22 protein-coding genes are annotated in these 23,710 nt (G+C 68.4%); 18 read left to right on the top strand and 4 right to left on the bottom strand.

Going from position 1 to position 23,710, the window contains the following annotated elements; genetic code table 11:
* Positions 1-29 precede the first annotated feature (29 nt).
* The gene (locus IP93_RS14425) at positions 30-2,099 is read right to left on the bottom strand and encodes a 3-hydroxyacyl-CoA dehydrogenase NAD-binding domain-containing protein (protein ID WP_144816866.1); all 2,070 of its coding nucleotides are present in this window, start codon (positions 2,097-2,099) and stop codon (positions 30-32) included.
* A gap of 300 nt (positions 2,100-2,399) precedes the next feature.
* On the opposite strand from IP93_RS14425, the gene rpoE reads away from it, so the two are divergent.
* The 9 genes from rpoE to recO all read left to right on the top strand — a co-directional run bounded on the left by rpoE (position 2,400) and on the right by recO (position 11,370).
* Positions 2,400-3,020 carry an RNA polymerase sigma factor RpoE gene (gene rpoE, locus IP93_RS14430; RefSeq protein WP_144816868.1) on the top strand — a complete coding sequence of 207 codons (621 nt, stop codon included), beginning with the start codon at positions 2,400-2,402 and terminating at the stop codon, positions 3,018-3,020.
* On the top strand, positions 3,017-3,913 hold the full coding sequence (locus IP93_RS14435) for a sigma-E factor negative regulatory protein (RefSeq protein ID WP_144816870.1): 897 nt from the start codon (positions 3,017-3,019) through the stop codon (positions 3,911-3,913). Before rpoE ends, IP93_RS14435 begins: the two co-directional genes overlap by 4 nt.
* Positions 3,914-3,973: 60 nt before the next feature.
* Positions 3,974-5,461, top strand: a complete 1,488-nt coding sequence (locus IP93_RS14440; protein ID WP_144816872.1) for a DegQ family serine endoprotease — start codon at positions 3,974-3,976, stop codon at positions 5,459-5,461.
* Positions 5,462-5,584: 123 nt separating this feature from the next.
* On the top strand, positions 5,585-7,375 hold the full coding sequence (gene lepA / locus IP93_RS14445) for a translation elongation factor 4 (RefSeq protein WP_144816874.1): 1,791 nt from the start codon (positions 5,585-5,587) through the stop codon (positions 7,373-7,375).
* 231 nt (positions 7,376-7,606) lie between these two features.
* The gene (gene lepB / locus IP93_RS14450) at positions 7,607-8,392 is read left to right on the top strand and encodes a signal peptidase I (RefSeq protein ID WP_144816876.1); all 786 of its coding nucleotides are present in this window, start codon (positions 7,607-7,609) and stop codon (positions 8,390-8,392) included.
* A 47-nt stretch (positions 8,393-8,439) separates the two neighbouring features.
* Positions 8,440-8,817, top strand: a complete 378-nt coding sequence (locus IP93_RS14455) for a DUF4845 domain-containing protein (RefSeq protein ID WP_144816878.1) — start codon at positions 8,440-8,442, stop codon at positions 8,815-8,817.
* On the top strand, positions 8,810-9,475 hold the full coding sequence (gene rnc, locus IP93_RS14460; RefSeq protein WP_144816879.1) for a ribonuclease III: 666 nt from the start codon (positions 8,810-8,812) through the stop codon (positions 9,473-9,475). Before IP93_RS14455 ends, rnc begins: the two co-directional genes overlap by 8 nt.
* A gap of 176 nt (positions 9,476-9,651) precedes the next feature.
* The gene (gene era, locus IP93_RS14465) at positions 9,652-10,557 is read left to right on the top strand and encodes a GTPase Era (RefSeq protein ID WP_144816881.1); all 906 of its coding nucleotides are present in this window, start codon (positions 9,652-9,654) and stop codon (positions 10,555-10,557) included.
* Between the two features lie 87 nt (positions 10,558-10,644).
* Positions 10,645-11,370, top strand: a complete 726-nt coding sequence (recO, locus tag IP93_RS14470; RefSeq protein WP_144816883.1) for a DNA repair protein RecO — start codon at positions 10,645-10,647, stop codon at positions 11,368-11,370.
* Between the two features lie 117 nt (positions 11,371-11,487).
* Here the strand turns inward: recO and IP93_RS14475 are convergent, their stop codons facing one another.
* A complete protein-coding gene (locus IP93_RS14475) occupies positions 11,488-12,243 on the bottom strand; it encodes a response regulator (protein WP_144816885.1) in 756 nt (251 codons plus the stop codon).
* 45 nt (positions 12,244-12,288) lie between these two features.
* Between IP93_RS14475 and IP93_RS14480 the strand changes: the two genes are divergently transcribed.
* The 9 genes from IP93_RS14480 to IP93_RS14520 all read left to right on the top strand — a co-directional run bounded on the left by IP93_RS14480 (position 12,289) and on the right by IP93_RS14520 (position 21,929).
* Positions 12,289-14,325, top strand: a complete 2,037-nt coding sequence (locus IP93_RS14480) for a translocation/assembly module TamB domain-containing protein (RefSeq protein WP_144816886.1) — start codon at positions 12,289-12,291, stop codon at positions 14,323-14,325.
* 35 nt (positions 14,326-14,360) lie between these two features.
* Positions 14,361-14,984, top strand: coding sequence for a DUF1318 domain-containing protein (locus tag IP93_RS14485; protein ID WP_144816888.1), 624 nt, complete (start codon positions 14,361-14,363; stop codon positions 14,982-14,984).
* A gap of 218 nt (positions 14,985-15,202) precedes the next feature.
* The gene (gene rlmD, locus IP93_RS14490) at positions 15,203-16,540 is read left to right on the top strand and encodes a 23S rRNA (uracil(1939)-C(5))-methyltransferase RlmD (RefSeq protein WP_144816890.1); all 1,338 of its coding nucleotides are present in this window, start codon (positions 15,203-15,205) and stop codon (positions 16,538-16,540) included.
* Between the two features lie 106 nt (positions 16,541-16,646).
* The gene (locus IP93_RS14495; protein ID WP_144816892.1) at positions 16,647-17,162 is read left to right on the top strand and encodes a CYTH domain-containing protein; all 516 of its coding nucleotides are present in this window, start codon (positions 16,647-16,649) and stop codon (positions 17,160-17,162) included.
* Positions 17,163-17,420: 258 nt separating this feature from the next.
* Positions 17,421-18,416 (top strand): beta-N-acetylhexosaminidase, encoded by a 996-nt coding sequence (gene nagZ / locus IP93_RS14500; RefSeq protein ID WP_144816893.1) that lies wholly within the window; start codon positions 17,421-17,423, stop codon positions 18,414-18,416.
* Positions 18,416-18,979, top strand: a complete 564-nt coding sequence (locus IP93_RS14505) for a hypoxanthine-guanine phosphoribosyltransferase (protein WP_144816895.1) — start codon at positions 18,416-18,418, stop codon at positions 18,977-18,979. Before nagZ ends, IP93_RS14505 begins: the two co-directional genes overlap by 1 nt.
* Positions 18,980-19,064: 85 nt before the next feature.
* Positions 19,065-19,817, top strand: a complete 753-nt coding sequence (locus IP93_RS14510; RefSeq protein ID WP_144816897.1) for an S-methyl-5'-thioinosine phosphorylase — start codon at positions 19,065-19,067, stop codon at positions 19,815-19,817.
* A 164-nt stretch (positions 19,818-19,981) separates the two neighbouring features.
* On the top strand, positions 19,982-20,185 hold the full coding sequence (locus IP93_RS14515) for a cold-shock protein (RefSeq protein ID WP_036135412.1): 204 nt from the start codon (positions 19,982-19,984) through the stop codon (positions 20,183-20,185).
* A gap of 109 nt (positions 20,186-20,294) precedes the next feature.
* Entirely contained in the window at positions 20,295-21,929 is a 1,635-nt protein-coding gene (locus IP93_RS14520) for an acyl-CoA dehydrogenase family protein (protein ID WP_144816899.1), read from the top strand.
* Here the strand turns inward: IP93_RS14520 and IP93_RS14525 are convergent.
* Together IP93_RS14525 and IP93_RS14530 are read right to left on the bottom strand one after the other, a co-directional pair.
* The gene (locus IP93_RS14525) at positions 21,926-22,261 is read right to left on the bottom strand and encodes a TfoX/Sxy family protein (RefSeq protein WP_144816901.1); all 336 of its coding nucleotides are present in this window, start codon (positions 22,259-22,261) and stop codon (positions 21,926-21,928) included. The genes IP93_RS14520 and IP93_RS14525 overlap by 4 nt on opposite strands.
* A gap of 363 nt (positions 22,262-22,624) precedes the next feature.
* On the bottom strand, positions 22,625-23,035 hold the full coding sequence (locus IP93_RS14530) for a VOC family protein (protein ID WP_144816903.1): 411 nt from the start codon (positions 23,033-23,035) through the stop codon (positions 22,625-22,627).
* Between the last annotated feature and the right edge of the window lie 675 nt (positions 23,036-23,710).

Below are 23,710 nucleotides of genomic sequence, written 5' to 3' on the forward strand. Positions count from 1 at the left end.
CCTGTTTGCAGGTCTGGCTGGTGGGACGCTCAGCGTAGCGCCGGATTGTCCCAGCCCGGGCGCGGCGCAAAGCGGTCGCCGTAGCGCTGCTGCAACTGCTTCAGGCGCTCCACCAGTGCATCCGGCCCCACCGCACGCACGTGCGCGATCGGGCCGCCGCGGAACGGGGCGAAGCCGGTGCCGAAGATCACGCCCGCGTCCAGCAGGTCCGCGTCGCTGACCACGCCATCGTGCAGGCACGCCACCGCCTCGTTGAGCAGCGGCAGGATCAGGCGATCCTCCAGGTCTGACGGTGCCTGGTAGTCCTTCGGCAGTTCCGGCTTGACCGCCTTGCCGTTCTCCCACTTGTACAGGCCCTGGCCGTCCTTCTTGCCGCGCTTGCCGGCCTCCGGCGGCGTGGACAGCGACGCCGGTATCGGCAGGCCGAGGAACGGCGCCAGCTCCGCGCCCACGCCCGCGGCCACGTCCAGACCCACGGTGTCGATCAGCTCGATCGGCCCCATCGGCATGCCGAACTTGACCGCGGCCTTGTCGATGGCCGGGCCGGGGATGCCTTCGGCGAACGCGGTGGCCGCTTCCAGCATGTACGGGAACAGCACGCGGTTGACCAGGAAGCCCGGCGTGCCCACCACCGGCACCGGCAGCTTGTCGATGGCCTTGCAGAACGCGGCCAGGCGCTGCTCGGTCTCCGGCGCCATGGCGTCGTGGCGGATGATCTCCACCAGCGGCATCAGCGCGACCGGGTTGAAGTAGTGCAGGCCGGCGAACTGTGCCGGGCGCTGGATGTGTTCGCGCAGTTCGGTCAGCGGGATCGACGAGGTGTTGGTGGTCAGCAGCGCGTCGGGCTTCATCCGCGGCTCGACCGCGTTGTAGAGCTCGCGCTTGGCGTCCGGGCGCTCGATGATGGCTTCGATCACCAGATCGGCCTTGGCGACGCCTTCGCCTTCCAAGTCACCGCGCAGGCGGGCGGCCACGGCGGGGCGCTTGGCCTCGTCCTTCACCTTCTTGGCGAACAGCTCGCCCGCGCGGGCGAGGGCGCCGTCGATGAAGCGCTGCTCGCGGTCGGCCAGCGTCACCTCGAAGCCCTTGTACGCCGACCACGCCGCGATGTCGCCGCCCATCACGCCGGCACCAACGACGTGCACGTGCTGGATGCGATGCTCCTTGCCGCCCTGCCCCTTCAGACGCTCCTGCAGGAAGAACACGCGGATCAGGTTGCGCGCGGTCGGCGTGGAGGCCAGCTTGACCACCGACCTGCGCTCGGCGGCCAGCAGCGACCGGGTGCCGCCGCCCGCACGCGACCACGTGGAGATCAGCGTGAACGGCGCCGGGTAGTGTTCCTTGCGGGCCCTGCGCGCCACCTGCTTGACCAGCATCGGCGCCAGCAGCTTGCGGGCGGGCAGGGTGTTGGTGGCCCAGCCCATGAGCCGCTGCTTGAACGGTCTTTGCGTGCCACGCAGTGCCAGCGTCGCGGCCGCCTCGATTAGTTGCGCGGGATCGACCACCTTGTCCACCAGTCCGATGCCCCGCGCCTCCGACGCGGACAGCGAGCGCCCGGTCAGCATCATGTCGAAGGCGGCCGGCGCGCCCACCAGTCGCGGCAGGCGCACGCTGCCGCCCCAGCCCGGGTAGATGCCCAGCTTGACCTCGGGCAGGCCGATGCGGGTGGAGGCGTCGTTGCTGGCCACGCGGTAGCGGCAGGCCAGCGCGATCTCGGTGCCGCCGCCCATGCAGAAGCCGTGGATGGCGGCCACGGTGGGGCAGGGCAGTTCGGCCAGCCGCTGGAACACCCGCTGGCCGCGGCCGATGGCGTCGCCGATGACGCCCTTCTCGTCGAAGGTCTGGAATTCCTTGATGTCGGCGCCGGCAATGAAGCCCTTGTCCTTGCCTGAACGCACCACCAGCCCCTTCGGCGGGTCGATGGCGATGCGCTCCAGCAGGCCGTCCAGCTCGATCAGCACGTCCTGGCCGAAGGTGTTGACCGGCGCGCCGGCGCGGTCGAACACCAGCACCAGCACGCCGTCGGGGCGTGGCTCGGTGCGCCAGTGCTGCAGGCGCAGGCCGGCGAAGTTGTCTTGTCCCTGGAGGCCAGCGGTCATACCGGAACCATCCGTTCACGTATGGAAGATGCCCTATCATCCCGAGGACCTTTGCCCGCAGTCAAATGGACGTTTGGAACCCGGCTCCGCCATGTTTCCCGGGCGGCGACGGGCCCAGCGGGCAATCGGGCACGGCCAGCCCCGGTCGCGACGGTCCATGACACACGGCAGTTGCAGCCAGCCGCCGGGCACCCCATTTACTATCCAGCATCCGCGTCGAGGCGCGGAGTGAACTTTTCCCCCGACAGGGTTGTCTCAATGCTCGGCTGATGACCGAGCTGACAGGAGTGCCGGCAAGGCATGGCCGAAAACATCGTGTCCCAAGAACTGGACCTGGACCAGGAGTTGGTCAGGCGCGTCCAGCGCGGCGACAGCACGGCGTTCGATGCCCTGGTGCGCAAGTACCAGCACCGGATCGTCGGGCTGATCGGGCGCTACGTGTCCGACTGGAGCGAATGCCAGGACGTGGCCCAGGAAGTCTTCATGCGCGCCTACCGGGCACTGCCGAACTTCCGCGGCGACGCCCAGTTCTATACCTGGTTGCACCGTATCGCCGTGAATACCGCCAAGAACCACCTCGTAGCGCAGAACCGCAGGCCGCCGACGGACGACATCGACGCGGCCGATGCGGAGCAGTTCGACGTGGGCATGCGGCTGCGCGACACCGACACCCCCGAGCACGAACTGCTGCGGCAGGAGATCGAACGCACCGTGATGCGTGCGGTCGACAGCCTGCCGGAGGACCTGAAGGTGGCCATCACCCTGCGCGAGGTGGACGGCCTGAGCTACGACGAGATCGCGCAACGGATGGGCTGCCCGATCGGCACGGTGCGGTCGCGGATCTTCCGCGCGCGCGATGCGATCGACGCGCAACTCAAGCCCCTGCTGGATACCGACACCCGGGAGAACGCCCGCCCATGAGCTCCTCGATGACCTCCGACGACCGCGAAGCCCTCAGTGCGCTGTTCGATGGCGAACTGGAAGGCGACGCCGCCCGCTTCGCGTTGCGACGCCTGGACCATGACGCGGGTTGGCGGGATGCCTGCAGCCGCTGGCAACTGGCCGGCGACGTGATGCGCGGGCAGTCGATGGGATTGGCCCCCCGCGGATTCGCGCAGAGGATCTCCGAGGCGCTGGCCGAGGAGGCCACGCCGCTGGCCGCAGTCGCAGGCGAGGTTCGTCGTACTCCTGCATCCGGCGCGGCACAGGCGCGATCCCGACGTTGGTGGGGCCGGGCAGCGCTGGCCGCATCCGTGGCGATGGCGGCCCTGTTCGTGACCGATCCGTTCTCCAGGTTGGGCTCCGGGGATGAGGCCGGTTCGATCGACGCCCCCCTGGCGGCCATCCCCGCCGCGACCGACTCGGCCGCCCCCAGTCCTCTTCCTCCGGTTTCGGATGCCGCCCCAGCCTCCGCTGCGGGTGCGGCCGAAGTGGCCGTGGCGACGGTCGCCGCGGCCCAAACCCCGCGACGCGTGGCCGAACGCAGGACCCCGTCGCGCGTGACCGCCGTTGCGACGAACGCGCGCCCCGATGCCGAAGCGCCCGCCACGGTGGCCCTGGCGGCCGAGCCGACACCCCGAACGACCGCCCCGGCGGCCGGCAATCCCTTCAAGCCGCAGGTGGGCGATCTCGTCACCCGCCCGTGGCCGCGGGCCCTGCTGCCGGACTCCAGTGCGGCGGGTGCCTTCACCGCGCGCTTTGGCACGAACTCGCCCTCGCCGTCGTTCTATCCGTTTGAGCCGGACGTCGCACATGCGCCGGCCGCAAACGCCAACGCCGCCAACGCCAACGCCAACGCCAACCCCCAACCCTGATCCCGGCGCACCGTTGCACCCCGCCGCCATCACCTCCTGATTCCCCCCGAGGCCGATTCCATGAACCGACCCTTCCAGACCCTGACCCTTGCTGCCGCCCTGGCGGCGCTCATTCCGACGGCGTGCTCGGCGCAGTCGCCGTCCACCCCCATCGCTCCGCCTCCGGCGGCCACGCCCGCCGCGCCATTGGTGACCGGCCTGCCGGATTTCACCGGCCTGGTACAGAAAGTGGGTCCGGCCGTGGTCAGCGTGACCGCGGAGGTGGGCATGCGCCGCAACGCGCGCGAGCAGGACCCGGACATGGAGAACGTGCCCGAGATCTTCCGCCGCTTCTTCGGACCGGACATGCCTTTCCCGGGTGGCCCGCAGCAGCGTCGCGGCGTCTCGCAGGGCACCGGCTTCTTCATCTCGCAGGACGGCTACCTGCTGACCAACCACCACGTGGTGGAAGGCGCGGATACCGTCAAGGTGCGCCTGAATGATCGTCGCGAGTTCACCGCCAAGGTCATCGGCAGCGACCAGCCGTCCGACGTCGCCCTGCTCAAGGTCGACGCCAAGGATCTCCCGTACCTGCGCGTGGCCAACGCCGCCAACACCAAGCCCGGACAGTGGGTGGTGGCCATCGGTTCGCCGTTCGGCCTGGACCACTCGGTCACCGCCGGCATCGTCAGCGCCGTCGGCCGCACCACCAGCGCCGAGCAGCAGTACGTGCCCTTCATCCAGACCGACGTGGCCATCAACCAAGGCAACTCCGGTGGGCCGCTGCTCAACACCTCGGGCGAGGTGGTGGGCATCAATTCGCAGATCTTCTCCCGCTCGGGCGGCTACATGGGCGTGAGTTTCGCCATCCCCATCGACGTGGCGATGAACTCGGCCGAGCAGCTGCGCGCGACCGGCCGCGTCGCCCGCGGACAGCTGGGCGTGCAGGTGCAGGCGCTGACCGCCAACGGGGCCAAGGCGCTGGGCCTGCCCAATGCCGCAGGTGCCCTGGTCGGCGAGGTCGTGCCGGGCAGCGCCGCGGCCAAGGCCGGCATCGAACGCATGGACGTGATCCGCTCGGTCAACGGCAAGCCGGTCCACACCAGCAGCGACCTGCCCCCGCTGATCGGTGGCCTGGCCCCGGGCGCGAAGGTGAAGTTGGGCGTGGTGCGCGACGGCCGCGAACGGGAGTTCACCGTGGTGCTGGGCGCCCTGGACGCGGCGCTTGCCGCCAATGATGACGGTGCGGCACCCGCCGCGCCGGGAACCCCGGCCCGCGGCAGCAATGCGCTGGGCTTCACCGCGCAGGATCTTGACCCCGCACAGCGCCAACGCCTCGGGCTGGACAAGGACGAAGGCGTGGTGGTGGCCTGGGTGACCGGTGACGGTGCCGCCGAGGCCGGCCTCAATCCGGGCGACGTGGTCCTGGGCGTGGGTCGGCAGAGCGTGGGCTCGGTGGCCGCGCTGGAGCGGGCACTGGGCTCGGTGAAGGCGGGCGACACGGTGATGCTGCTGGTGCGCAGCCGTGGCGGTACGCGATACGTGCCGGTGACGGCCGACAAGGGTTGAGGCGGTCACCTCGGCAAGGCCCGGTCGGCCGGTGATACCGGCGGCCGGGCTTGGTCAACTGCTGTGCGATAATCGCCCGTTAACCTTTCCAGGCCTACGCGGTCCCCACGCCGCGCCCCCCGCATGCAGCAGATTCGAAACTTCTCCATCATCGCCCACGTCGACCACGGCAAGTCGACCCTCGCCGACCGCATCATCCAGATCTGCGGCGGCCTGTCCGAGCGGGAGATGGAGTCGCAGGTACTCGACAACAATCCGATCGAGCGTGAGCGCGGCATCACCATCAAGGCCCAGTCCGTGTCCCTGCCGTACAAGGCCAAGGACGGGCAGACGTATTTCCTGAATTTCATCGACACCCCCGGCCACGTGGACTTCAGCTACGAGGTCAGCCGCTCGCTGGCCGCGTGCGAAGGTGCGCTGCTGGTGGTGGACGCCGCGCAGGGTGTCGAAGCGCAGTCCGTGGCCAACTGCTACACCGCGGTGGAGCAGGGACTGGAAGTGGTGCCGGTGCTGAACAAGATCGACCTGCCCACCGCCGACATCGAACGCGCGAAGGAGGAGATCGAAGCCGTCATCGGCATCGACGCCACCGACGCCGTGGCGATCAGCGCCAAGACCGGCCTCAATGTGGTCGACGTGCTTGAAGCCATCGTGCATCGCATTCCGCCGCCCAGGCCGCGCGATACCGACAAGCTGCAGGCGCTGATCATCGACTCGTGGTTCGACAACTACCTGGGCGTGGTCTCGCTGGTGCGCGTGATGCAGGGCGAGATCAAGAAGGGCGACAAGCTGCTGGTGATGTCCACCGGCCGTGCGCACGAGGTCGACAACGTCGGCGTGTTCACCCCCAAGCGCAAGGTGCTCGATGCGTTGCGCGCGGGCGAGGTGGGCTGGGTCACGGCGTCGATCAAGGACGTGCACGGCGCGCCGGTCGGCGACACGCTGACCAAGGCCGCCGATCCGGCGCCCAAGCCGCTGCCCGGCTTCCAGGAAATGCAGCCGCGCGTGTTCGCCGGCCTGTTCCCGGTCGATGCCGAGGATTACCCCGACCTGCGCGAGGCGCTGGACAAGCTGCGCCTCAACGACGCCGCGCTGCGTTTCGAGCCGGAAAGCTCCGAGGCGATGGGCTTCGGCTTCCGCTGCGGCTTCCTCGGCATGCTGCACATGGAGATCGTGCAGGAGCGCCTGGAGCGCGAGTACAACCTCAACCTGATCAGCACCGCGCCGACGGTGGTGTACGAGGTGCTGAAGACCGACGGCACCACCGTGCCGATGGACAACCCGGCCAAGCTGCCGCCGGTGAACATGGTGCAGGAGGTGCGCGAACCGATCATCCGCGCCAACATCCTGACCCCGCCCGACTACATCGGCGCGGTGATCAAGCTGTGCGAGGAAAAGCGCGGCGTGCAGATCGGCATCACGTACATGGCCAGCCAGGTGCAGGTCAGCTACGAACTGCCGATGGCCGAAGTGGTGCTGGACTTCTTCGACAAGCTCAAGTCGGTGTCGCGCGGCTATGCCTCGCTGGACTACCACTTCCTGCGCTTCGAGGCCGGTCCGTTCGTGCGCGTGGACACGCTGATCAACGGCGACAAGGTCGATGCGCTGAGCATCATCGTGCACCGCAGCCATGCCGACCGCCGTGGCCGCGAGCTGACCGAGAAGATGAAGGACCTGATCCCGCGGCAGATGTTCGACGTGGCCATCCAGGCCGCGATCGGCAGCCAGGTGATCGCCCGGACCACGGTCAAGGCGCTGCGCAAGAACGTGCTGGCCAAGTGCTACGGTGGCGACATCACCCGCAAGAAGAAGCTGTTGGAAAAGCAGAAGGAAGGCAAGAAGCGCATGAAGCAGGTTGGCCGCGTGGAGATTCCGCAGGAGGCCTTCCTGGCGGTGCTGTCGGTGGACAAGTAACGACGGGATGGCGCGAAGCCCCGGCGACGCGATGCCCGGTTCCCCGATCTGTTGTCATTGGCGGGCGTGGTCATGGGAGACTGGAGTGGCGGGGATCGTGGTCCGGGTGGGCCGCCCAGGGCATGACCACGGGCCCATGGACGGCGGGCCGTAGTGCTTTAAGGTGGCAAGCTGGCGACGCCCTGGAGGCGCCGCATCCGAATCTGTGCGGTGCAAGGAGAATGCAACACGATGATCTGGTTTGAGACCGCGCTGGTCGTGCTGACCCTCTTCACCGGCCTGGTGTGGCTGCTGGACAGGTTCGTGCTGGCCAAGCGCCGCGCGCAACGCGAGGGCCTGCTGGACGAGGCCGCCGAGCCGGTGGTGGTGGACTACTCCAAGGCCTTCTTCCCCATCCTGGCGGCCGTGCTGATCCTGCGCAGTTTTGTCGCCGAGCCGTTCCGCATCCCCTCCAATTCGATGATGCCGACGCTGCTGACCGGCGATTTCATCCTGGTCAACAAGTTCAAGTACGGCCTGCGCCTGCCGATCAACAACCACAAGGTGGTGGCACTGGGCGAGCCGCAGCGCGGTGACGTGGTGGTGTTCCGCCCGCCGCACCACCCCGAGCAGGACTGGATCAAGCGCGTGATGGGTGTGCCGGGCGACCGCATTGCGTACCGGGACAACCAGGTCTACCTGAACGGAGAACCGCTTTCGTACACGCGGGTCGGCACGTACCAGGGCAAGGGCAATGGCACGGAGATGACCGGTGCGGAGGAGTTGCGCGAGTCGCTGCCCGGCGTCGAGCACCGCGTCCTCGAGAGGACGGATCTTCCGTTCATTGATCCCGGGGAAGGCGAGTGGGAAGTGCCGCCGGGCCACTATTTCGTGATGGGCGACAATCGGGATAATAGCGAGGACAGCCGATACTGGGGCCTGCTGCCGGAGAAGAACCTGCGCGGCAAGGCGTTCCTGGTCTGGATGAACTTCGATGGCGGGGTGGACTTCTCCCGCATCGGCACCGGCATCCGGTGAGGGAAGCCGGCCAGTCACAGAAACCGTTACAATTGGGGAGTGAACGGATGAAGCGTACGCAGCGTGGCATGACCCTGATCGGGTTCATCATCACCTTGGCCGTGGTCGGCGTGTTCGTGTACATGGGCATGAAGACCATCCCGATGTATTCGGAGTACTACGCGGTCAAGCAGGCCCTCAACGGGCTGGCGCAGGAACCGGGCGTGACGGGGTACGACCCGGCCAAGATCAAGGACCTGTTCTTCCGCCGCCTGTACATCAGCTACGCCGACAACGTGAAGGCCGAGAACGTCAAGGTCGTCCGCAAGGACGCCGGCTACGTGATGACGGTGGAATACGAAGTCCGCAAGCCGCTGATCGCCAACCTGGACGTGGTGGGCAAGTTCAAGGCGGACCAGGAATTGCGTCGGGGCGCGGTTGACTGATCGCATCGGCCACCGCTTCGCCGATTCGAACCTGCTGGCCCACGCGCTCCGCCACCGGAGCGCGGGAACGCCACACAACGAACGGCTGGAGTTCCTCGGTGACGGGTTGGTCAACCTGTTCATCGCCGAGGCGCTGTACGCCCATTGGCCCAGTGCAGACGAAGGGGCGCTGACCCGCGCCCGCGCCGAACTGGTGCGTGAATCCTCGCTGGCCGCCATCGCCCGCACGCTGGAGCTGGGACCGCGGCTGGTGATGGGACCGGGCGAGATGAAATCCGGCGGGCACCGCCGCGATTCGATCCTCGCCGACGCGGTCGAGGCGATCATCGCCGCGATCTACCTGGATGCCGGCTACGAGGCTTGCCGATCCATCGTGCTGCCCTGGTTCGAGGCCGCCATCGCGGCCCTGCCGCCGCCGCACAAGGTGGGCAAGGACGCCAAGACGCGGCTGCAGGAGTGGTTGCAGGGGCGGCAGAAGCCGCTGCCGCTGTACGAGCTGATCTCCGAATCCGGCGAAGAGCACGCCAAGACCTTCCACGTCAGCTGCACCCTGGTCCAGCCGGCGGTCCGCACCGAGGGGCAGGGCAACTCGCGGCGTGCCGCGGAACAGGCGGCCGCCGAGGCCGCGCTGGAGCAGGTCGAAGGCCTGCGGCGCTGACCGGCCGCCCTTGGTGGCGGATGGCCGCCAGCGGCGGATGCCACCCCGGCCAGCAGCTCAAGTTGGCCGGCCGCGCGGACTACCCGCGGATCCCTTCCGGCCATTGCCCGATGACCCGCCCGCACGGGACTGCATCATTTCGCGCCAGCGCGCCCACGACTGCCTACAATTACCGCATGACCACCCCCTACCGCGCCGGCCACGTGGCCGTCATCGGCCGGCCCAACGTCGGCAAGTCCACCCTGACCAACGCGCTCGTGGGCGCCAGGATCAGCATCGTCTCGCCGCGTCCGCAGACCACGCGCCACCGTCTGCTGGGCATCGCCACTTTTCCCGAAGGCCAGCTGGTGCTGGTCGACACCCCCGGCCTGCACCGCGACCAGGGCAAGTCCACCGCCACGGCCATGCACCGCTGGATGAACCGTGCCGCCCGCGGCGCGCTGGAAGGCGTGGACGTGGCCCTGCTGGTGGTCCGCGCCGGGCAGTGGGATGAGGCCGACGGCTTCGCCTATGAGGCGCTGCGTGGCGCCGGCCTGCCGGTGATCCTGGTCGTCAACCAGGTGGACCGGCTGAAGGACAAATCGACGCTGCTGCCGTACCTGGCCCAGGTCAGCGAAGGCCGTGAGTTCGCCGCGGTGCACCCGGTGTCCGCGCTCAAGCGCACCGGCCTGCAGCCGCTGGTGAAGTCCGTGCTGCAGCACCTGCCCGAGCAGGACGCGCTGTACGGCGAGGACGAGATCACCGACAAGAGCCAGCGCTTCCTGGCGGGCGAGATGGTGCGCGAACAGCTCATGCGCCAGTTGGGCGAGGAGTTGCCCTACGCCACCACCGTCGAGATCGAGCAGTTCGAAGTCGATGGCACGATGCTGCGGATCGGCGCGGTGATCTGGGTCGAACGCGACGGGCAGAAGGCCATCGTCATCGGCAAGGGTGGCGAACGCCTGCGCGAGATCGGCGCCAAGGCGCGCATCCAGATGGAACGGCTGTTCGGCGCGAAGGTGTTCCTGCAGACGTGGGTGCGCGTGCGCGAGGGCTGGTCGGACGACGAAGCCGCGCTGCGCGCCTTCGGTTATCACGACTGAGTCGCGCGCGCCGGCGCGCGAGGCGGACCCGTCGCGACCGCATCGGCCTGGGCGGGTGTTCCTGGTGTCAGGACGAAGGGAGGGCACATGCAACTGATGGCCGAACCCGCCTTCGTCCTGCACGCGCGACCGTGGCGGGAAACCAGCCTGCTGGTGGAAGTGCTGACCGCCAGCTGCGGCCGCGTGGGCGTGGTCGCCCGCGGCGTGCAGGGGCCCAAACGCCACGTGCTGCGTGCGGCCCTGCAGCCGCTGCAGTTGATCCGGCTCGACGCGCTGCTGCGCGGTGAACTGGCGCGCCTGACGGCGGCCGAGGCCATCGATGTCGCGCCGCGGTTGGGCGGCGCCGCGATGATGGGGGCGTTCTACCTCAACGAGCTCACGCTGCGGCTGGCGCCACGGATGGACCCGGTGCCGGAGGTGTTCGTCGCGTATGCGGCGGCGCGCCAGCGGATGGCGTCCGACGAGCCGCTGGCGTGGACGTTGCGCCGCTATGAACGTGACCTGCTGGACGCGCTGGGCTACGGCTTCGACTGGCAGTGCGATGGCGAGGGCGTGCCGATCGATCCGGCGGCGCGTTACCGCATCGAGCCCGAACATGGCCCACGCCGCGTGCTGAGCGATCGCGGCCACGGGGACCGGGCCACGGCGGCCACCGGCCGGGCGTTGCTTGCGCTGGCCGATGACACGCTGCCCGAACGCGAGGACCTGGCCGGCCTGCGCCATGCACTGCGCGCCGTGCTGGCGCACCACCTGGGCCCGCGGGGACTCAAGTCGTGGGACATGCTGGCTGGACTCCCGCGTCCGGGCGGGTAACGGCCGCACTGCGCGGGCCAGTCCATCGGTCGGCAGGCATTGATGGCGTGTCGATGCAGGGGGGGGCTTCGGTCAGCAGGCATCGACGCCGTGTCGATGCAGGGGCGGTTCCGCCGATCAGCAGGCGTCGATGCATTGCCGATGCAGTGGCGGCATCGACAAGGTGTCTTCCGCGACACGGTCGAATTGCGCCAGCGCGTCGGCGCCGCAGGCATCGGCGCGCAGCGCGGCGGCCGCCGAGGCAAGCCGCGCCGCCCCCACGAATCCGCAACTGGCGCGCAGCTTGTGCACCTCGTCCAGCACCGTGGCCGCCCGCGCGAGGCGACCTGCTTCGGCGATGCGCTCGCGCACCTGGGGCAACTCGGCCAGGAACAGGTCGCGCAATGCCGCGACATGCTGCATGTTGCCGCCCATGGTGCGCGCGGCGTCCTCGTCATTCCATACCGGCAGCGCGCCGGGTGCGTTCCCGTCGTCGGCTGCGCCGGGCGTGCCGGATGCCAGCTGTGTCAACGCGCGCTGCAGCGCATCGGCCACGGCGCGGGACGGCAGGGGTTTCACCAGCACCTCCTGGAACCCCGCCTGCAGCAGCGCATCCAGTTCTTCGGGCAGGTGGGATGCCGTGTGCGCGATCGCGGGTCGAGCCGGATGCTGCTGGCGCAACTGGACGAGCAGCGCATCGCCACGGCCATCGGGCAGGTTGGCGTCGATCAGCCACGCCGCATGTTCGCGTTCGGCCGCACGGTCCAGCGCCTGCGCCACGCTGCCGGCACCGTCGACCCTGAAGCCTGCCGCCTCGATGGAGGCGGCGAGGAACGCATGCGCCACGGGATCGTCCTCGACCAGCAGGATGCAGGGAATGTCATCGGATTTCATGAGCAGTTCGCGCTGGCTGGTTATGCTGCGGCCATGGAAACACGGATGGTACGCCCGCGAACGCCCTTGGCGCTGCCTGTGCAGTGCGCGGTGGCGTTGCTGGTGCTGCTGGCGGCGGGGGCAAGCCACGCGCGGGCCATGAGCGTGCGCATCCAGCGGGTGCACACCCCGGTGGCCACGCTGCAGGACGTGCGCGTGCGGCTCGAATGGGACGCGGCCGCCGCCCAAGGCCATTTGCGGCTGCAGGCGGGGCGCGCCGATGCCCCCGATTTCGGCTACCGGTTCCGCAACCTGGACTGGCGGTGCCCACTGCAACGGGATGGGCAGGGTGGTTGGCGTTGCGAAGGCGAGTTGCGCGCGGCCAACGGCGCGCCGTTCCGCCTCGCCATTGCATTGGGCGTGGCGACCACCGATGCGCGCCTGGCGCGCGGGGCGACGACCCTGCACCTGCAACGCAATGCGGCCACGCCCGACTTCACCCGCATCGACCTGACCGCCGTCCCCCTGGCCTGGACCCAGGCGCTGCTCGCCACGGCGTGGCCCGCGGCAAACCTGACCGCAGGGCGTCTGTCCGGGCGGCTGGACATCGACAGCAGCCCCGCGCGCCCGCTGCGCATCCACGGGCCGCTGCAGGTGCGGGACGCCGCACTGGACACACCCGACGGCACCATTGCCGCGGAGGGCGTAGGCGCTGACCTGGATGTCGATGCGGGCTTCGCCGACACGAGCACGGTGTCGGTGTGGGGACAGGTCCTGGGCGGCGAACTGCTGTTCGGCACCACCTACGTCTCGCTGCAGGACCGGCGGGTGGGGTTGCACGTGCAGGGCGCCAGGCACGGGACTGGCGGATGGCGCTTCCCCGAGTTGCGCTGGCAGGACGACGGCATTCTGTCCGTCTCGGGAAGCGCGGCACTGACCCCCGGAGGCGAACTGCGCGACGCCACGCTGCGCATGCACAGCCCGACGCTGACACCGCTGCGCGACGGCTATCTGTCGGGCTGGCTTGGCCTGGCCGGACTGGGCGAGCTTGCATTGGCCGGCGCGATGGATGCGTGGGTGGATGTCGCCGATGGACGCCTGCGCGGCACGCAGGTGCGGTTGCATGAGGTGACCATCGACGATCCGCGCGGCCGTTTCGATTTCGACGGCCTCGACGGCGACGTGGCGTTTTCCGACGGAGCGCCTGTTCAAAGCAGCCTGCAGTGGCAGGGGGGTGCGCTCTACGGCCTCGGCTTCGGACCGGCGCGGCTGCCGTTTGCCAGCCAGGAAGGCGAACTGCGCGTCGCCCAGCCGGTGACCCTGCCGATCCTGGGGGGGCAGGCGCGGTTGGACGGTGTCAGCATCCGGCCGCCTGCCGCCGATCGTGGCCTGCAGGTGGAGTTTGGCCTGGTGCTGGACCGGCTCGACATCGCGCAGCTGGCCAAGGCGCTGGACGGGCCGGCGTTCACCGGCCAGCTCAGTGGCCGCATCCCGCGGGCGCGCTACGCCAATGACCGGCTGGACTTCGAAGGCGGACTGGACATGCAGCTGTTCGACGGCCGCGTGCAGGTGTCCTCGCTGTCGATGGAGCGTCCGTTCGGCGTTGCACCGACGCTGACGTCCGACATCGCCATCGACGACCTGGACCTGGAGTCGCTGACCGGCGTGTTCGGCTTCGGCAGCATCACCGGCGCGCTGGACGGACGTATCAACGGCCTGCGCCTGGTGGACTGGCAGCCGGTCGCCTTCGATGCCGAGCTGCACACCCAGCGCAAGCGCGGCCTGCGCCACCGCATCAGCCAGCGCGCGGTGCAGAACATCTCCAGCGTGGGTGACGCCTCGTTTGTCAGCAGCCTGCAGGGGCAGCTGATCGGCCTGTTCGACGACTTCGGCTACAAGCGCATCGGCATCGCCTGCCGGCTGGTCGACGAGGTCTGCACCATGGACGGCCTCGGTTCAGCCGGGCAGGGCTTTATTATCGTGGAAGGCGCGGGGCTGCCCCGGCTGACCGTGGTGGGTTTCAATCGCCGGGTGGACTGGCCGACCTTGCTGGAGCGCCTGGCGGCGATCGGCAAGGGCGACGTCAAGCCGGTCGTGGAGTAACGCAGCACCGCAACGCACACACCAGGAGAGTTCATATGCGTCGTTGGATGGGAATTCCGGTTGCCGCCGTCATGCTGACGGCGTGCGTGACGATCAATGTCTACTTCCCGGCCGCCGAGGCCAAGGAAGCGGCCAAGGAGTTCGTCGAGAAGGTGATTGGCGACGAGGCGAAGTCCCCCGCGCCGAGCGAAGGCAAGCCGGGCGGGCAGAGCGCCTCGTTGTCCGCGCCGATGACGCCGGCCGCGCTGGCCGCGCGCATCGACTGGTTGTCGCTGGTGGGCATCGGCAGCGCGCACGCGCAATCGGCGCCGGATATCACCATCAAGACGCCGGCCATACAGGCGATCCAGGCGCGCATGGCCTCGCGCTTCGACGAACAGCTGCGCGCGGGCTTCGATGCGGGTGCGCTGGGCTTTGCCGGCGACGGCACGATCGTGGTGCGTGACGCGTCCAAGCTGGCGCTGAAGGACCGCGTGGCGGTCAACCAGGCCGTGGCCGACGACAACCGCGACCGCAAGGCGGTGTACCGCGAAGTGGCGGTGGCCAACGGGCATCCCGAGTGGGAAGGGCAGATCCGCGACGTGTTCGCCAGGCAGTGGATCGATAGCGCGCGATCGGGGTGGTGGTACCAGTCGGGTGGGGCCTGGAAGCAGAAATAAGGCCTGTTCTGCTGCTTCGTTGTGGGGCGCCGTCGCGCACGGGTGTTGCTACCCGGCTCCGTCGGCGCATCCTGCGCCGAGTCGCCGCCGGGCGCTATCCATGGCGCCCTTTCCGCAACACCCATGCGCGACGTCGCCAGTGGCCCTTCGTTGCACAGGCGCCCGCCGGTTCCGTCACATCTGCGACAATAGCCACCCCCTGAAAACCGGCTGTAACCGTGGCGCGAATCGACCAGACTCCTTTTGAGGCCGAGATCACCGGCCTGACCCACGACGGCCGCGGCGTGGCCCGTCGCGAGAACGGCAAGGCGGTGTTCGTTGCCGGGGCCTTGCCGGGCGAGCGGGTCATGGCCAGCCAGACCGGGCGCAACCGCAACTTCGACGAGGCCAGGACCGTCGAGGTGCTGGTCGCCGCCCCGGAGCGGGTGGAGCCGCGCTGCGCGCACTTTGGCGTGTGCAGCGGCTGCGCCATGCAGCACTACGCCGAGGACCAGCAGATCCTCGCCAAGCAGAACGTGCTGCTGGAAAACCTCTCCCGCATCGGCCACGTCACGCCGGAAACCGTGCTGCCACCGCTGACCGATGCGTCCTGGGGCTACCGCCGCAAGGGCCGCTTCTCGGTGCGCCGCGTCGACAAGAAGGACAAGACCCTCGTCGGCTTCCGCGAAGTCGATCCGCGCTTCGTCGCCGACGTGTCGTTCTGCCACACGGTCATCCCCGAGATCGGCGACAAGGTCGCGGCGTTGGCGACGCTGGTCGATGGCCTGCAGGCGCGCAAGGACATCCCGCAGATCGAGTTCATCGCCGGTGACCCGCAGCCCGACTTCAGCGGCATCGCGCTGACCGTGCGCCACCTCTCGCCGCTGTCGGACGCCGACAAGGCCGCGCTGGTGGCATTCGGCCAGCGACACGCGTTCGCCATCTTCCTGCAGCCCGGCGGCGTGGACAGCGTGCATCCGCTGTGGCCGGAACAGGTCGATCTGGCGTTCTCGCTGTCGGAGTGGAACCTCGAGTTCAAGTTCCGCCCGCTGGATTTCATCCAGGTCAACGCCGGGCTCAACGGCAAGATGATCCGCAGCGCGCTGGACCTGCTGGATGCGCAGCCCGATGAGCGCGTGCTCGACCTGTTCTGCGGCCTGGGCAACTTCACCCTGCCGCTGGCGCGCACCGTGCGCGAGGTGGTGGGCGTGGAAGGCGAGGCCGGACTGGTGCTGCGCGCCCGCGAGAACGCCGTGCACAACAACCTGCCCAACGCGCAGTTCCACGCCGCCGACCTGGGCAAAGACCTGTCCGGCCACACCTGGATGCGCGAAGGCTTCGACAAGCTGCTGCTGGACCCGCCGCGTTCGGGCGCGGACTTCGTGCTGACCCAGCTGCCGCTCAAGCAGTTCAAGCGCATCGTGTACGTGAGCTGCCACCCGGCCTCGCTGGCGCGCGATGCCGGCTACCTGGTCAACGAGCGCGGCTGGAAGCTCAAGGCCGCCGGGGTGATGGACATGTTCCCGCACACCGCGCACGTCGAGTCCATCGCCATGTTCGAGCCCGGCCGCGGTTGAAGTTGGTCGATGTTCCGGGTGGACGCGCCCGTGGGCGCCGGTGCGTTTGGCGACCGGGATTTTCGTTGTTCTGGTTGTGCCAGCCCCATCAGAATCAGGAGCCTTCATGGCCTTGGAAATCGAACGCAAATTCCTCGTCACCGGCGACGGCTGGCGCACCGCCGCGCACAAGATCGTGCCGATGGCGCAGGGCTACCTCAATGACCTCAAGGCCATGGACACCGGCGCGATGAAGGCCTCGGTGCGCGTGCGCATCCAGGGCGACGAGGCGTGCCTCAACCTCAAGTCGCGCGAGCTGGGCCATACCCGGCAGGAGTTCGACTACGCCATCCCGGTGGACGATGCACGCGCCCTGCTGGCGCTGAGCGTGGGCGGGCTGGTGGACAAGCGCCGCCACTACGTGACCCACGAAGGCCACCTGTGGGAAGTGGACGAATTCCTCGGCGAAAATGCGGGTCTGGTGGTGGCCGAGATCGAACTGGGTTCGGCCGACGAGGCCTTCGCCAAGCCCGACTGGGCCGGCACCGAAGTCACGGACCGCCCGCGTTACTACAACCTGGCACTGGCCACGCGTCCGTTCAACCAGTGGAGCGACGGAGAAAAAACCGGCCAGGGCGGCTGACGGAACCGTTTGGCGGCGTGACTCCCTCGTGCCGGCCCATGCAGCCGGTGAAGCGGGCGCAGTCCTGGACGCCACGGGTGCCAATACCGCACGCGAGGGCGACAGGCCAGTCCCCGGCACTGCGTCCAGGCATTGGAGTGCGGCCGATCTCCACGGGCGCCCCAGCGCCGCCCCGTCCTTGCTGCGCAGTGCATGCATCTGCGCGACAATCATCGATTCGACGGCGCTCCAGCGCCGTCCCGTCCTGGAGTTTCCTGAATGCTCGTCATTGGCGTCGCCGGCACCGAACTCACCGCGCAGGAGCGCGACTGGCTGCAGCGCGACGGCTGCGCCGGCGTGATCCTGTTCTCCCGCAACTTCGCGTCGAAGGCGCAGGTGGCGGAGTTGTCGCAGGCCATCCGCGAAGCCACCCCGCGCCCGCAACTGGTGTGCGTGGACCAGGAAGGCGGTCGCGTGCAACGCTTCCGCGAGGGCTACAGCGCGCTGCCGCCGCTGGAGCACTTCGGCCGCCTGTACGCGCAGGACAAGGCCGCCGCGCTGGCCATGGCCGAGGAACACGCCTGGCTGATGGCCAGCGAAGTGCGCGCCACCGGCGTCGACCTCAGTTTCGCCCCGGTGGTGGACCTGGGTCGTGGCAACCGCGCCATCGGCAACCGCGCCTTCTCCGAGGACCCCGCGGTAGTCGCCGACTTCACCCGCGCCTACGTGCGCGGCATGCACGGCGCCGGCATGGCCGCCACGCTCAAGCACTTCCCGGGCCATGGCTCGGTGCTGGAAGACACCCACTTCGACGATGCCGTCGATCCACGCACGCTGGACGAGATCCGCGCGCTGGACCTGGTGCCGTTCGTGGCCGGCATCGAGGCGAAGGCCGATGCGGTGATGATGGCGCACGTGGTGTACCCGGCCGTTGCGCCGGAGCCGGCCGGTTACTCCAGGGTCTGGATCGAGGACATCCTCCGAAAGGAGATGGGGTTCCGCGGCGTGGTCTTCAGCGATGACATCGGCATGGCGGCCGCGTTCTCCGCTGGCGGCATCAAGCAGCGCGTGGACCTGCACCTGGATGCCGGCTGCGACGTGGTGCTGGTCTGCCACCCCGAGCTGGTGGAGGAGTCACTGGACGCCATCAAGGACCGCAAGCTCAACACCATGGCGCTGACCGGGCTGATCGGCCGCGGCCCGATGGGCTGGGAGGGTCTGCTGGCGGACGCCCGTTACGGCGAAGCCCGCACCCGCCAGGAGGGGCTGGCCTGATGACCACCGACACGCGCCCCGCGCTGGCCGATGCGCTGGCCAACGCCGAAGTGGTGGTGGACCGCGCCACCATCGATGCCGGCGTCCGCAAGATGGCGGCCGACATCCATCGTGACTATGCCGGCAGCGTGCCGGTGTACCTGACCGTCATGCACGGCGGCCTGCCGTTCGCCGCGCAGCTGGCGATGGAACTGGGCGCGCTGGGCCTGGACCTGGAGTTCGACTACCTGCACGCCACCCGCTACCGCGGCCAGACCACCGGCAGCGACCTGGTGTGGAAGCACCGCCCGGCCACGCTGCTCGCCGGCCGCCGCGTGATCCTGGCTGACGACATCCTCGACGAAGGCCACACCCTGGCCGCCGTGCGCGCCTGGTGCGTGGCCGAAGGCGCCGCCGACGTGCGCATCGCCGCGCTGTCGGTGAAGGACCACGACCGCTGCGTGCCCGGCATCAGCGCCGACTACGTGGCGGTGACCGTGCCGGACCGCTACGTGTTCGGCTACGGCATGGACTACCACGAGCAGGGCCGCAACCTGCCGGATATCTACGCGCTCAAGGAGTGAGTGCAGCGGCCGCGCCGACAGGGACCCCTTGAGTCGCACCGCGCGGACGCCATCGCCCCCGCGCACCATCGGAGACCGTTTTCCCATGACCGACATTGCCCTCGCCATCATCGGCGGCACCGGCCTGTACAAACTGGCCGAGCTGCAGGACGTGACCAGCCACGAACCGCGGACCCGCTATGGCATGCCCTCCGGACCCGTGCGCGTGGGCACGCTGGACGGCCATCGCGTCGCCTTCATGGCGCGCCACGGCGAGGGCCATTCGGTGCCGCCGCACAAGGTCAACTACCGCGCCAACCTGGCCGCGCTGCAGGCGCTGGGCGCCCGACGCGTGCTGGCGCTGAATACCGTCGGCGGCATCACCGAACGCTTCGGCCCGCGCGCGCTGGCGTGCCCGGACCAGCTGATCGACTACACCTGGGGCCGCATCTCCACGATCTGCGAGGAGGAGGGCACCGAGGTGCTGCACGTCGACTTCGGCGAGCCCTACACCCGCAGCCTGCGGCAGGCGGTGGTGGCTGCGGCGACGAAGGCCCACGTGGTCCTGGTCGATGGCGGCTGCTACGGCGCCACGCAGGGCCCGCGGCTGGAAACCCGCGCCGAGATCGTGCGCATGCGCCGCGACGGCTGCGACCTGGTCGGCATGACCGGCATGCCCGAGGCGGGCCTGGCGCGCGAGATGGGACTGGACTATGCCTGCCTGGCCATCGTCGCCAACTGGGCGGCCGGCGCCGGGCCCGACCCGGACGAGGTCATCACCCTGCAGGACGTGCTGGACAACGTGTCCGCCGCGTCGGCGGGGCTGCCCGCCCTGCTGAAGTCCTTGTTGGCAGGCTGACCCCGGCTGACCGCAGGAGACCGGGGCGCTGGCATGATCGGCCCGCGCAGGGGGCGAATTCGGATGATTGTAAAGCTTGCGTTCAGTTTGCATACTCGGGGCGCGCGCTTGCCTTCGTCTGGCGGCGGCGCGCTCAACGCACCCAGCATGAGGTCATCTAGGATATGCAGTACGGCACCGTGAAATGGTTCAACGACGCCAAGGGTTTTGGCTTCATTTCGCCTGAGGATGGGAGCGCGGACGTGTTCGTGCACTTCTCGGCCATCAACTCCAAGGGCTTCCGCAGCCTGCAGGAAGGCCAGCGCGTCAGCTACGAGCTGACCCAGGGCCCCAAGGGCGCGCAGGCGTCGGGCGTACAGCCCGCCTGATCCGGCCTATGCCACTCCAGACCCCGCGCCTGGCGCGGGGTTTTTTTGTGCGCGACAGCCAGTCAGGCGCGGGGGCACAATCGGTCCAGCGCCACCGTCGGAGCCGGGCATGGACCTTCCGCCGTTCGAAACCCACCGTGTGGAGAACCAACCGCCGGAGTTCGTGCCGGGCAACCTGTGGACCAACGACACCGCGCTGCGCGACGCGGTGGCCCGCGAGGGCGGTGCGGCCTTCACCGGCCAGCTGAGTGCATACGGCGCGCTGGCGGGCGACGAGCTGTATGCCCTGTCCTTCGACGCCCACCGCGACCGGCCACGCCTGCGCACCCATGACCGCTTCGGCCAGCGCATCGACCGCGTGGAGTTCCACCCCGCCTACCACCGGTTGATGGGTGCGGCCATTGAACATGGCGTGGCGGGGCTGTCATGGACCGCCGCGGAACCCGGCGCCCACGTCGCGCGCGCGGCGCTGAGCTACCTGCACCACCAGGTGGAGCCCGGCACCAGTTGCCCGCTGACCATGACCCACGCCGCCATCCCCGTGCTACGCCGCGAGCCTGCGCTGGCCGAATGGGCCACCAAGGCCGCCGCGCCACACTACGATCCGCGCGAGGTGCCCATCGCCGACAAGGCCGGCATCACCCTCGGCATGGGCATGACCGAGAAGCAGGGCGGCTCCGATGTGCGCGCCAATACCACCCGTGCCGAGCCGCTGGCTACCGAGGGCGAATACACGCTGGTGGGGCACAAGTGGTTCATGTCCGCGCCCATGTCGGACGGCTTCCTGGTGCTGGCACAGGCGCCCGGTGGCCTGACCTGCCTGCTGCTGCCGCGTGTCCTGTCCGATGGTCGCCGCAACGCCTGCCGGTTGATGCGGTTGAAGGACAAGCTGGGCGACTGGTCCAACGCGTCCAGCGAAGTGGAGTTCTGCGGCGCGTGGGCGCGACGCATCGGCGAGGAAGGGCGCGGCGTGGCCACCATACTGGAAATGGTGATGCTCACCCGCCTGGACTGCATGCTGGGCTCGGCCGCGCAGATGCGGATGGCGCTGGCGCATGCATTGCACCATCTCCGTCATCGCCATGCCTTTGGCCGCGCGCTGCTGGACCAGCCGCTGATGCGCAACGTGCTGGCCGACCTCGCGCTGGAGGCCGAAGCCGCCATCGCACTGGCGCTGCACGTGGCGCGCGCCATCGAACAGGCGGATACGGATCCGCTGGCCGTCGCCGTGGCCCGCATCGGCACCGCCGTGGGCAAGTACTGGGTGTGCAAGCGCGCGCCTGCCTTCGTCAACGAGGCCCAGGAGTGCCTGGGGGGTGCCGGCTACGTGGAAGAGTCACTGTTGCCCCGTCTCTATCGGCAGGCGCCGCTGAACTCCATCTGGGAGGGCAGTGGCAACGTCCAGTGCCTGGATGTGCTGCGGGCCCTGGCGCGCGAGCCTGGGCACGGGCGGGCGTTGTGGCGCTGGCTGGAATCGACCGACGCCGTGGCCGGCGCCGATGGCGAAGTGGCCGCGATCCTGGAGGCGGTTCTGGCTGGCGGCAAGGATGTGCCCGAGTTGCACGCGCGCCTGCTGGTGGAGTCACTGGCGCTGGCCATGCAGGCGGCGGTGCTACAGCAGGCGGCGCACCCCTTGGCGGACGTGTTCCAGCGTAACCGCATCGGCCGCCGGTTGGGTGGCGCTTACGGCACCCTGGCCGACGCGCGCGACGTGGACGCGTTGCTGGCGCGGGTGGCGGGCTAGGTGGAGCGTCGCCGTTTGGCCTTGGGCTTGGGCGCCGGCAACTCGGCCTCGATCGCGACCAGTACTTGCCGCAACCGCTCCGGCTCGTCCAGCAGTTCATTCGCCATCGGATGCGGCTTGGCCATGGAGTAGGGCGGCAGCATCGGGCACTCCGGCACCAGCCGCTTCGTCGCCCGCGTGTTCTTGAGGAACAGGCTGTTGTCGCAGACGAAGGCGACCACCTTGCCGTCCAGGTAGAGCGCGTACTCGCCGAACAGGCGCTTGTGGTCCAGCCGCGCGCCCAGTCCGGCCTGTTCGATCACGTATTCGACAAAGCCTAGGTCGCTGGCCATCGAGTCTCCCTCACCAGTCTCGTGACTTTCGGCTCGCCGGACAAGTACACATAGGCTTAACCCATGCCGATAAGGTAGCAGGTCGTGGGGAAGGCGACCGCGCAACGCCTTGCCCGAAGTGACAGAGGGCCTTGCTGGTGACGCTGACGAAAGCGAGCGGTGCGCAACCGAAGCGATGCTCGCCACCTAGTAGTTTGCGAGAACCGTCGGGGCCGTGAGCGCCGCCAAGAACGCTCGGAAGCGCCTAACGTCTGGAGTTAAGCCGAGCTCAAGCGCGAAGCGATTGAGCTTTGACTTGAACGATCTGTTAGGCCAGACGCATGAAAGCGCGAAGCCAGGATGTGTCGCACTTGGTCTGTTAGTTCACCCGGCACTTGTAGTAGGGCGGTGCAAGTGCATGGCACAGAGCTTGTTGCCGTCAGGATCGCGCACATAGGCCAAGTCCATGGTCCCCAGTGCGAGTTCCCGTAGTCCGGGTGGATCTTCAATCGATATTCCGCCATTCGCAACGGCTGTGTCATGAAACTGCCGAACTTGCTCAGGCGAGGAACACCTGAATCCAATGGTGCCGCCGTTGCCGAAGGATGCCTGCTCACCGTTGATCGGTTCGCTGACGCAAAACATTCCACCATCATGACGATAGAACAAGCGAGTCTGACCAGTCTTGTTTGGGCTTGTCCATGGGTCCCCGGCCCCTAGTACGCCAAGCACTGCGTTGTAAAAGTGCTTGGAACGCTCGATGTCGTTGGAGCCGACCATTACATGACTGAACATTGACTCATCTCCTGAACTTGCAATGTTGACTGTAGCTGCGATCGAAAGGGGCGCCAAGGACGGTGGGTTGTGCCGCCTAACACCTGGATTAAGTCGAGATCAGGCGCGAAGCGATTGAGCTTCGACTCGAACAATCTGTTAGGGCGCAGCCGATGGAGCTGGGCAATGTCCTGCCAAGGATATTGGACCGTACAGCCTACGCATGCCAGAAAATCCGCCGGACTCCTCCACGTACACGGAGTTCATTGACGGCACCAAGTGCAGTGTCCGGTATAGCGCGTCATGAGCCGCGTCCGGCGGGTTGGCGCCGAGCAATACGACCTGGACAGAAACACCCTCGGGCAGAGCCTCAACAGTCGGCCATGAGGTTGGACGACCCGACTGAATCCAGCTACTTGTCGTGAGGCGAGCACAATCCTGCCACGTCACGGCCGGGGCGCGGTGGGATGCGCAGGACGAGATGAGTGCAGCGCAGAAAACTAAGCCAAGCGTCCTTATCATGGATTCTCCAAAACGAGTGAGCGTTTCAGTGCGCCCTAACACCGGAATTAAGTCGAGATCAAGCGCAAAGCGATTGAGCTCGACTTGAACGAGTAAAAAGGAGACTTCCCCTCCGACGGCATCGCCGTTCGGCCTCGAGGGCCATGATTGGGTTGCGACTCAATCAACGCAGAG

Source organism: Aerolutibacter ruishenii (genome assembly GCF_007830115.1).
Classification (GTDB): domain Bacteria; phylum Pseudomonadota; class Gammaproteobacteria; order Xanthomonadales; family Xanthomonadaceae; genus Aerolutibacter; species Aerolutibacter ruishenii.

Coding starts and splice junctions, on each gene's coding strand:
- era (WP_144816881.1), top strand. CDS start 9,652: ATGACCACCCCCTACCGCGCCGGCCACGTGGCCGTCATCGGCCGGCCC.
- IP93_RS14425 (WP_144816866.1), bottom strand. CDS start 2,099: ATGACCGCTGGCCTCCAGGGACAAGACAACTTCGCCGGCCTGCGCCTG.
- recO (WP_144816883.1), top strand. CDS start 10,645: ATGCAACTGATGGCCGAACCCGCCTTCGTCCTGCACGCGCGACCGTGG.
- IP93_RS14475 (WP_144816885.1), bottom strand. CDS start 12,243: ATGAAATCCGATGACATTCCCTGCATCCTGCTGGTCGAGGACGATCCC.
- IP93_RS14435 (WP_144816870.1), top strand. CDS start 3,017: ATGAGCTCCTCGATGACCTCCGACGACCGCGAAGCCCTCAGTGCGCTG.
- IP93_RS14510 (WP_144816897.1), top strand. CDS start 19,065: ATGACCGACATTGCCCTCGCCATCATCGGCGGCACCGGCCTGTACAAA.
- nagZ (WP_144816893.1), top strand. CDS start 17,421: ATGCTCGTCATTGGCGTCGCCGGCACCGAACTCACCGCGCAGGAGCGC.
- IP93_RS14515 (WP_036135412.1), top strand. CDS start 19,982: ATGCAGTACGGCACCGTGAAATGGTTCAACGACGCCAAGGGTTTTGGC.
- IP93_RS14505 (WP_144816895.1), top strand. CDS start 18,416: ATGACCACCGACACGCGCCCCGCGCTGGCCGATGCGCTGGCCAACGCC.
- IP93_RS14485 (WP_144816888.1), top strand. CDS start 14,361: ATGCGTCGTTGGATGGGAATTCCGGTTGCCGCCGTCATGCTGACGGCG.
- IP93_RS14530 (WP_144816903.1), bottom strand. CDS start 23,035: ATGTTCAGTCATGTAATGGTCGGCTCCAACGACATCGAGCGTTCCAAG.
- IP93_RS14455 (WP_144816878.1), top strand. CDS start 8,440: ATGAAGCGTACGCAGCGTGGCATGACCCTGATCGGGTTCATCATCACC.
- IP93_RS14480 (WP_144816886.1), top strand. CDS start 12,289: ATGGTACGCCCGCGAACGCCCTTGGCGCTGCCTGTGCAGTGCGCGGTG.
- lepA (WP_144816874.1), top strand. CDS start 5,585: ATGCAGCAGATTCGAAACTTCTCCATCATCGCCCACGTCGACCACGGC.
- IP93_RS14520 (WP_144816899.1), top strand. CDS start 20,295: ATGGACCTTCCGCCGTTCGAAACCCACCGTGTGGAGAACCAACCGCCG.
- IP93_RS14495 (WP_144816892.1), top strand. CDS start 16,647: ATGGCCTTGGAAATCGAACGCAAATTCCTCGTCACCGGCGACGGCTGG.
- lepB (WP_144816876.1), top strand. CDS start 7,607: ATGATCTGGTTTGAGACCGCGCTGGTCGTGCTGACCCTCTTCACCGGC.
- IP93_RS14440 (WP_144816872.1), top strand. CDS start 3,974: ATGAACCGACCCTTCCAGACCCTGACCCTTGCTGCCGCCCTGGCGGCG.
- rpoE (WP_144816868.1), top strand. CDS start 2,400: ATGGCCGAAAACATCGTGTCCCAAGAACTGGACCTGGACCAGGAGTTG.
- IP93_RS14525 (WP_144816901.1), bottom strand. CDS start 22,261: ATGGCCAGCGACCTAGGCTTTGTCGAATACGTGATCGAACAGGCCGGA.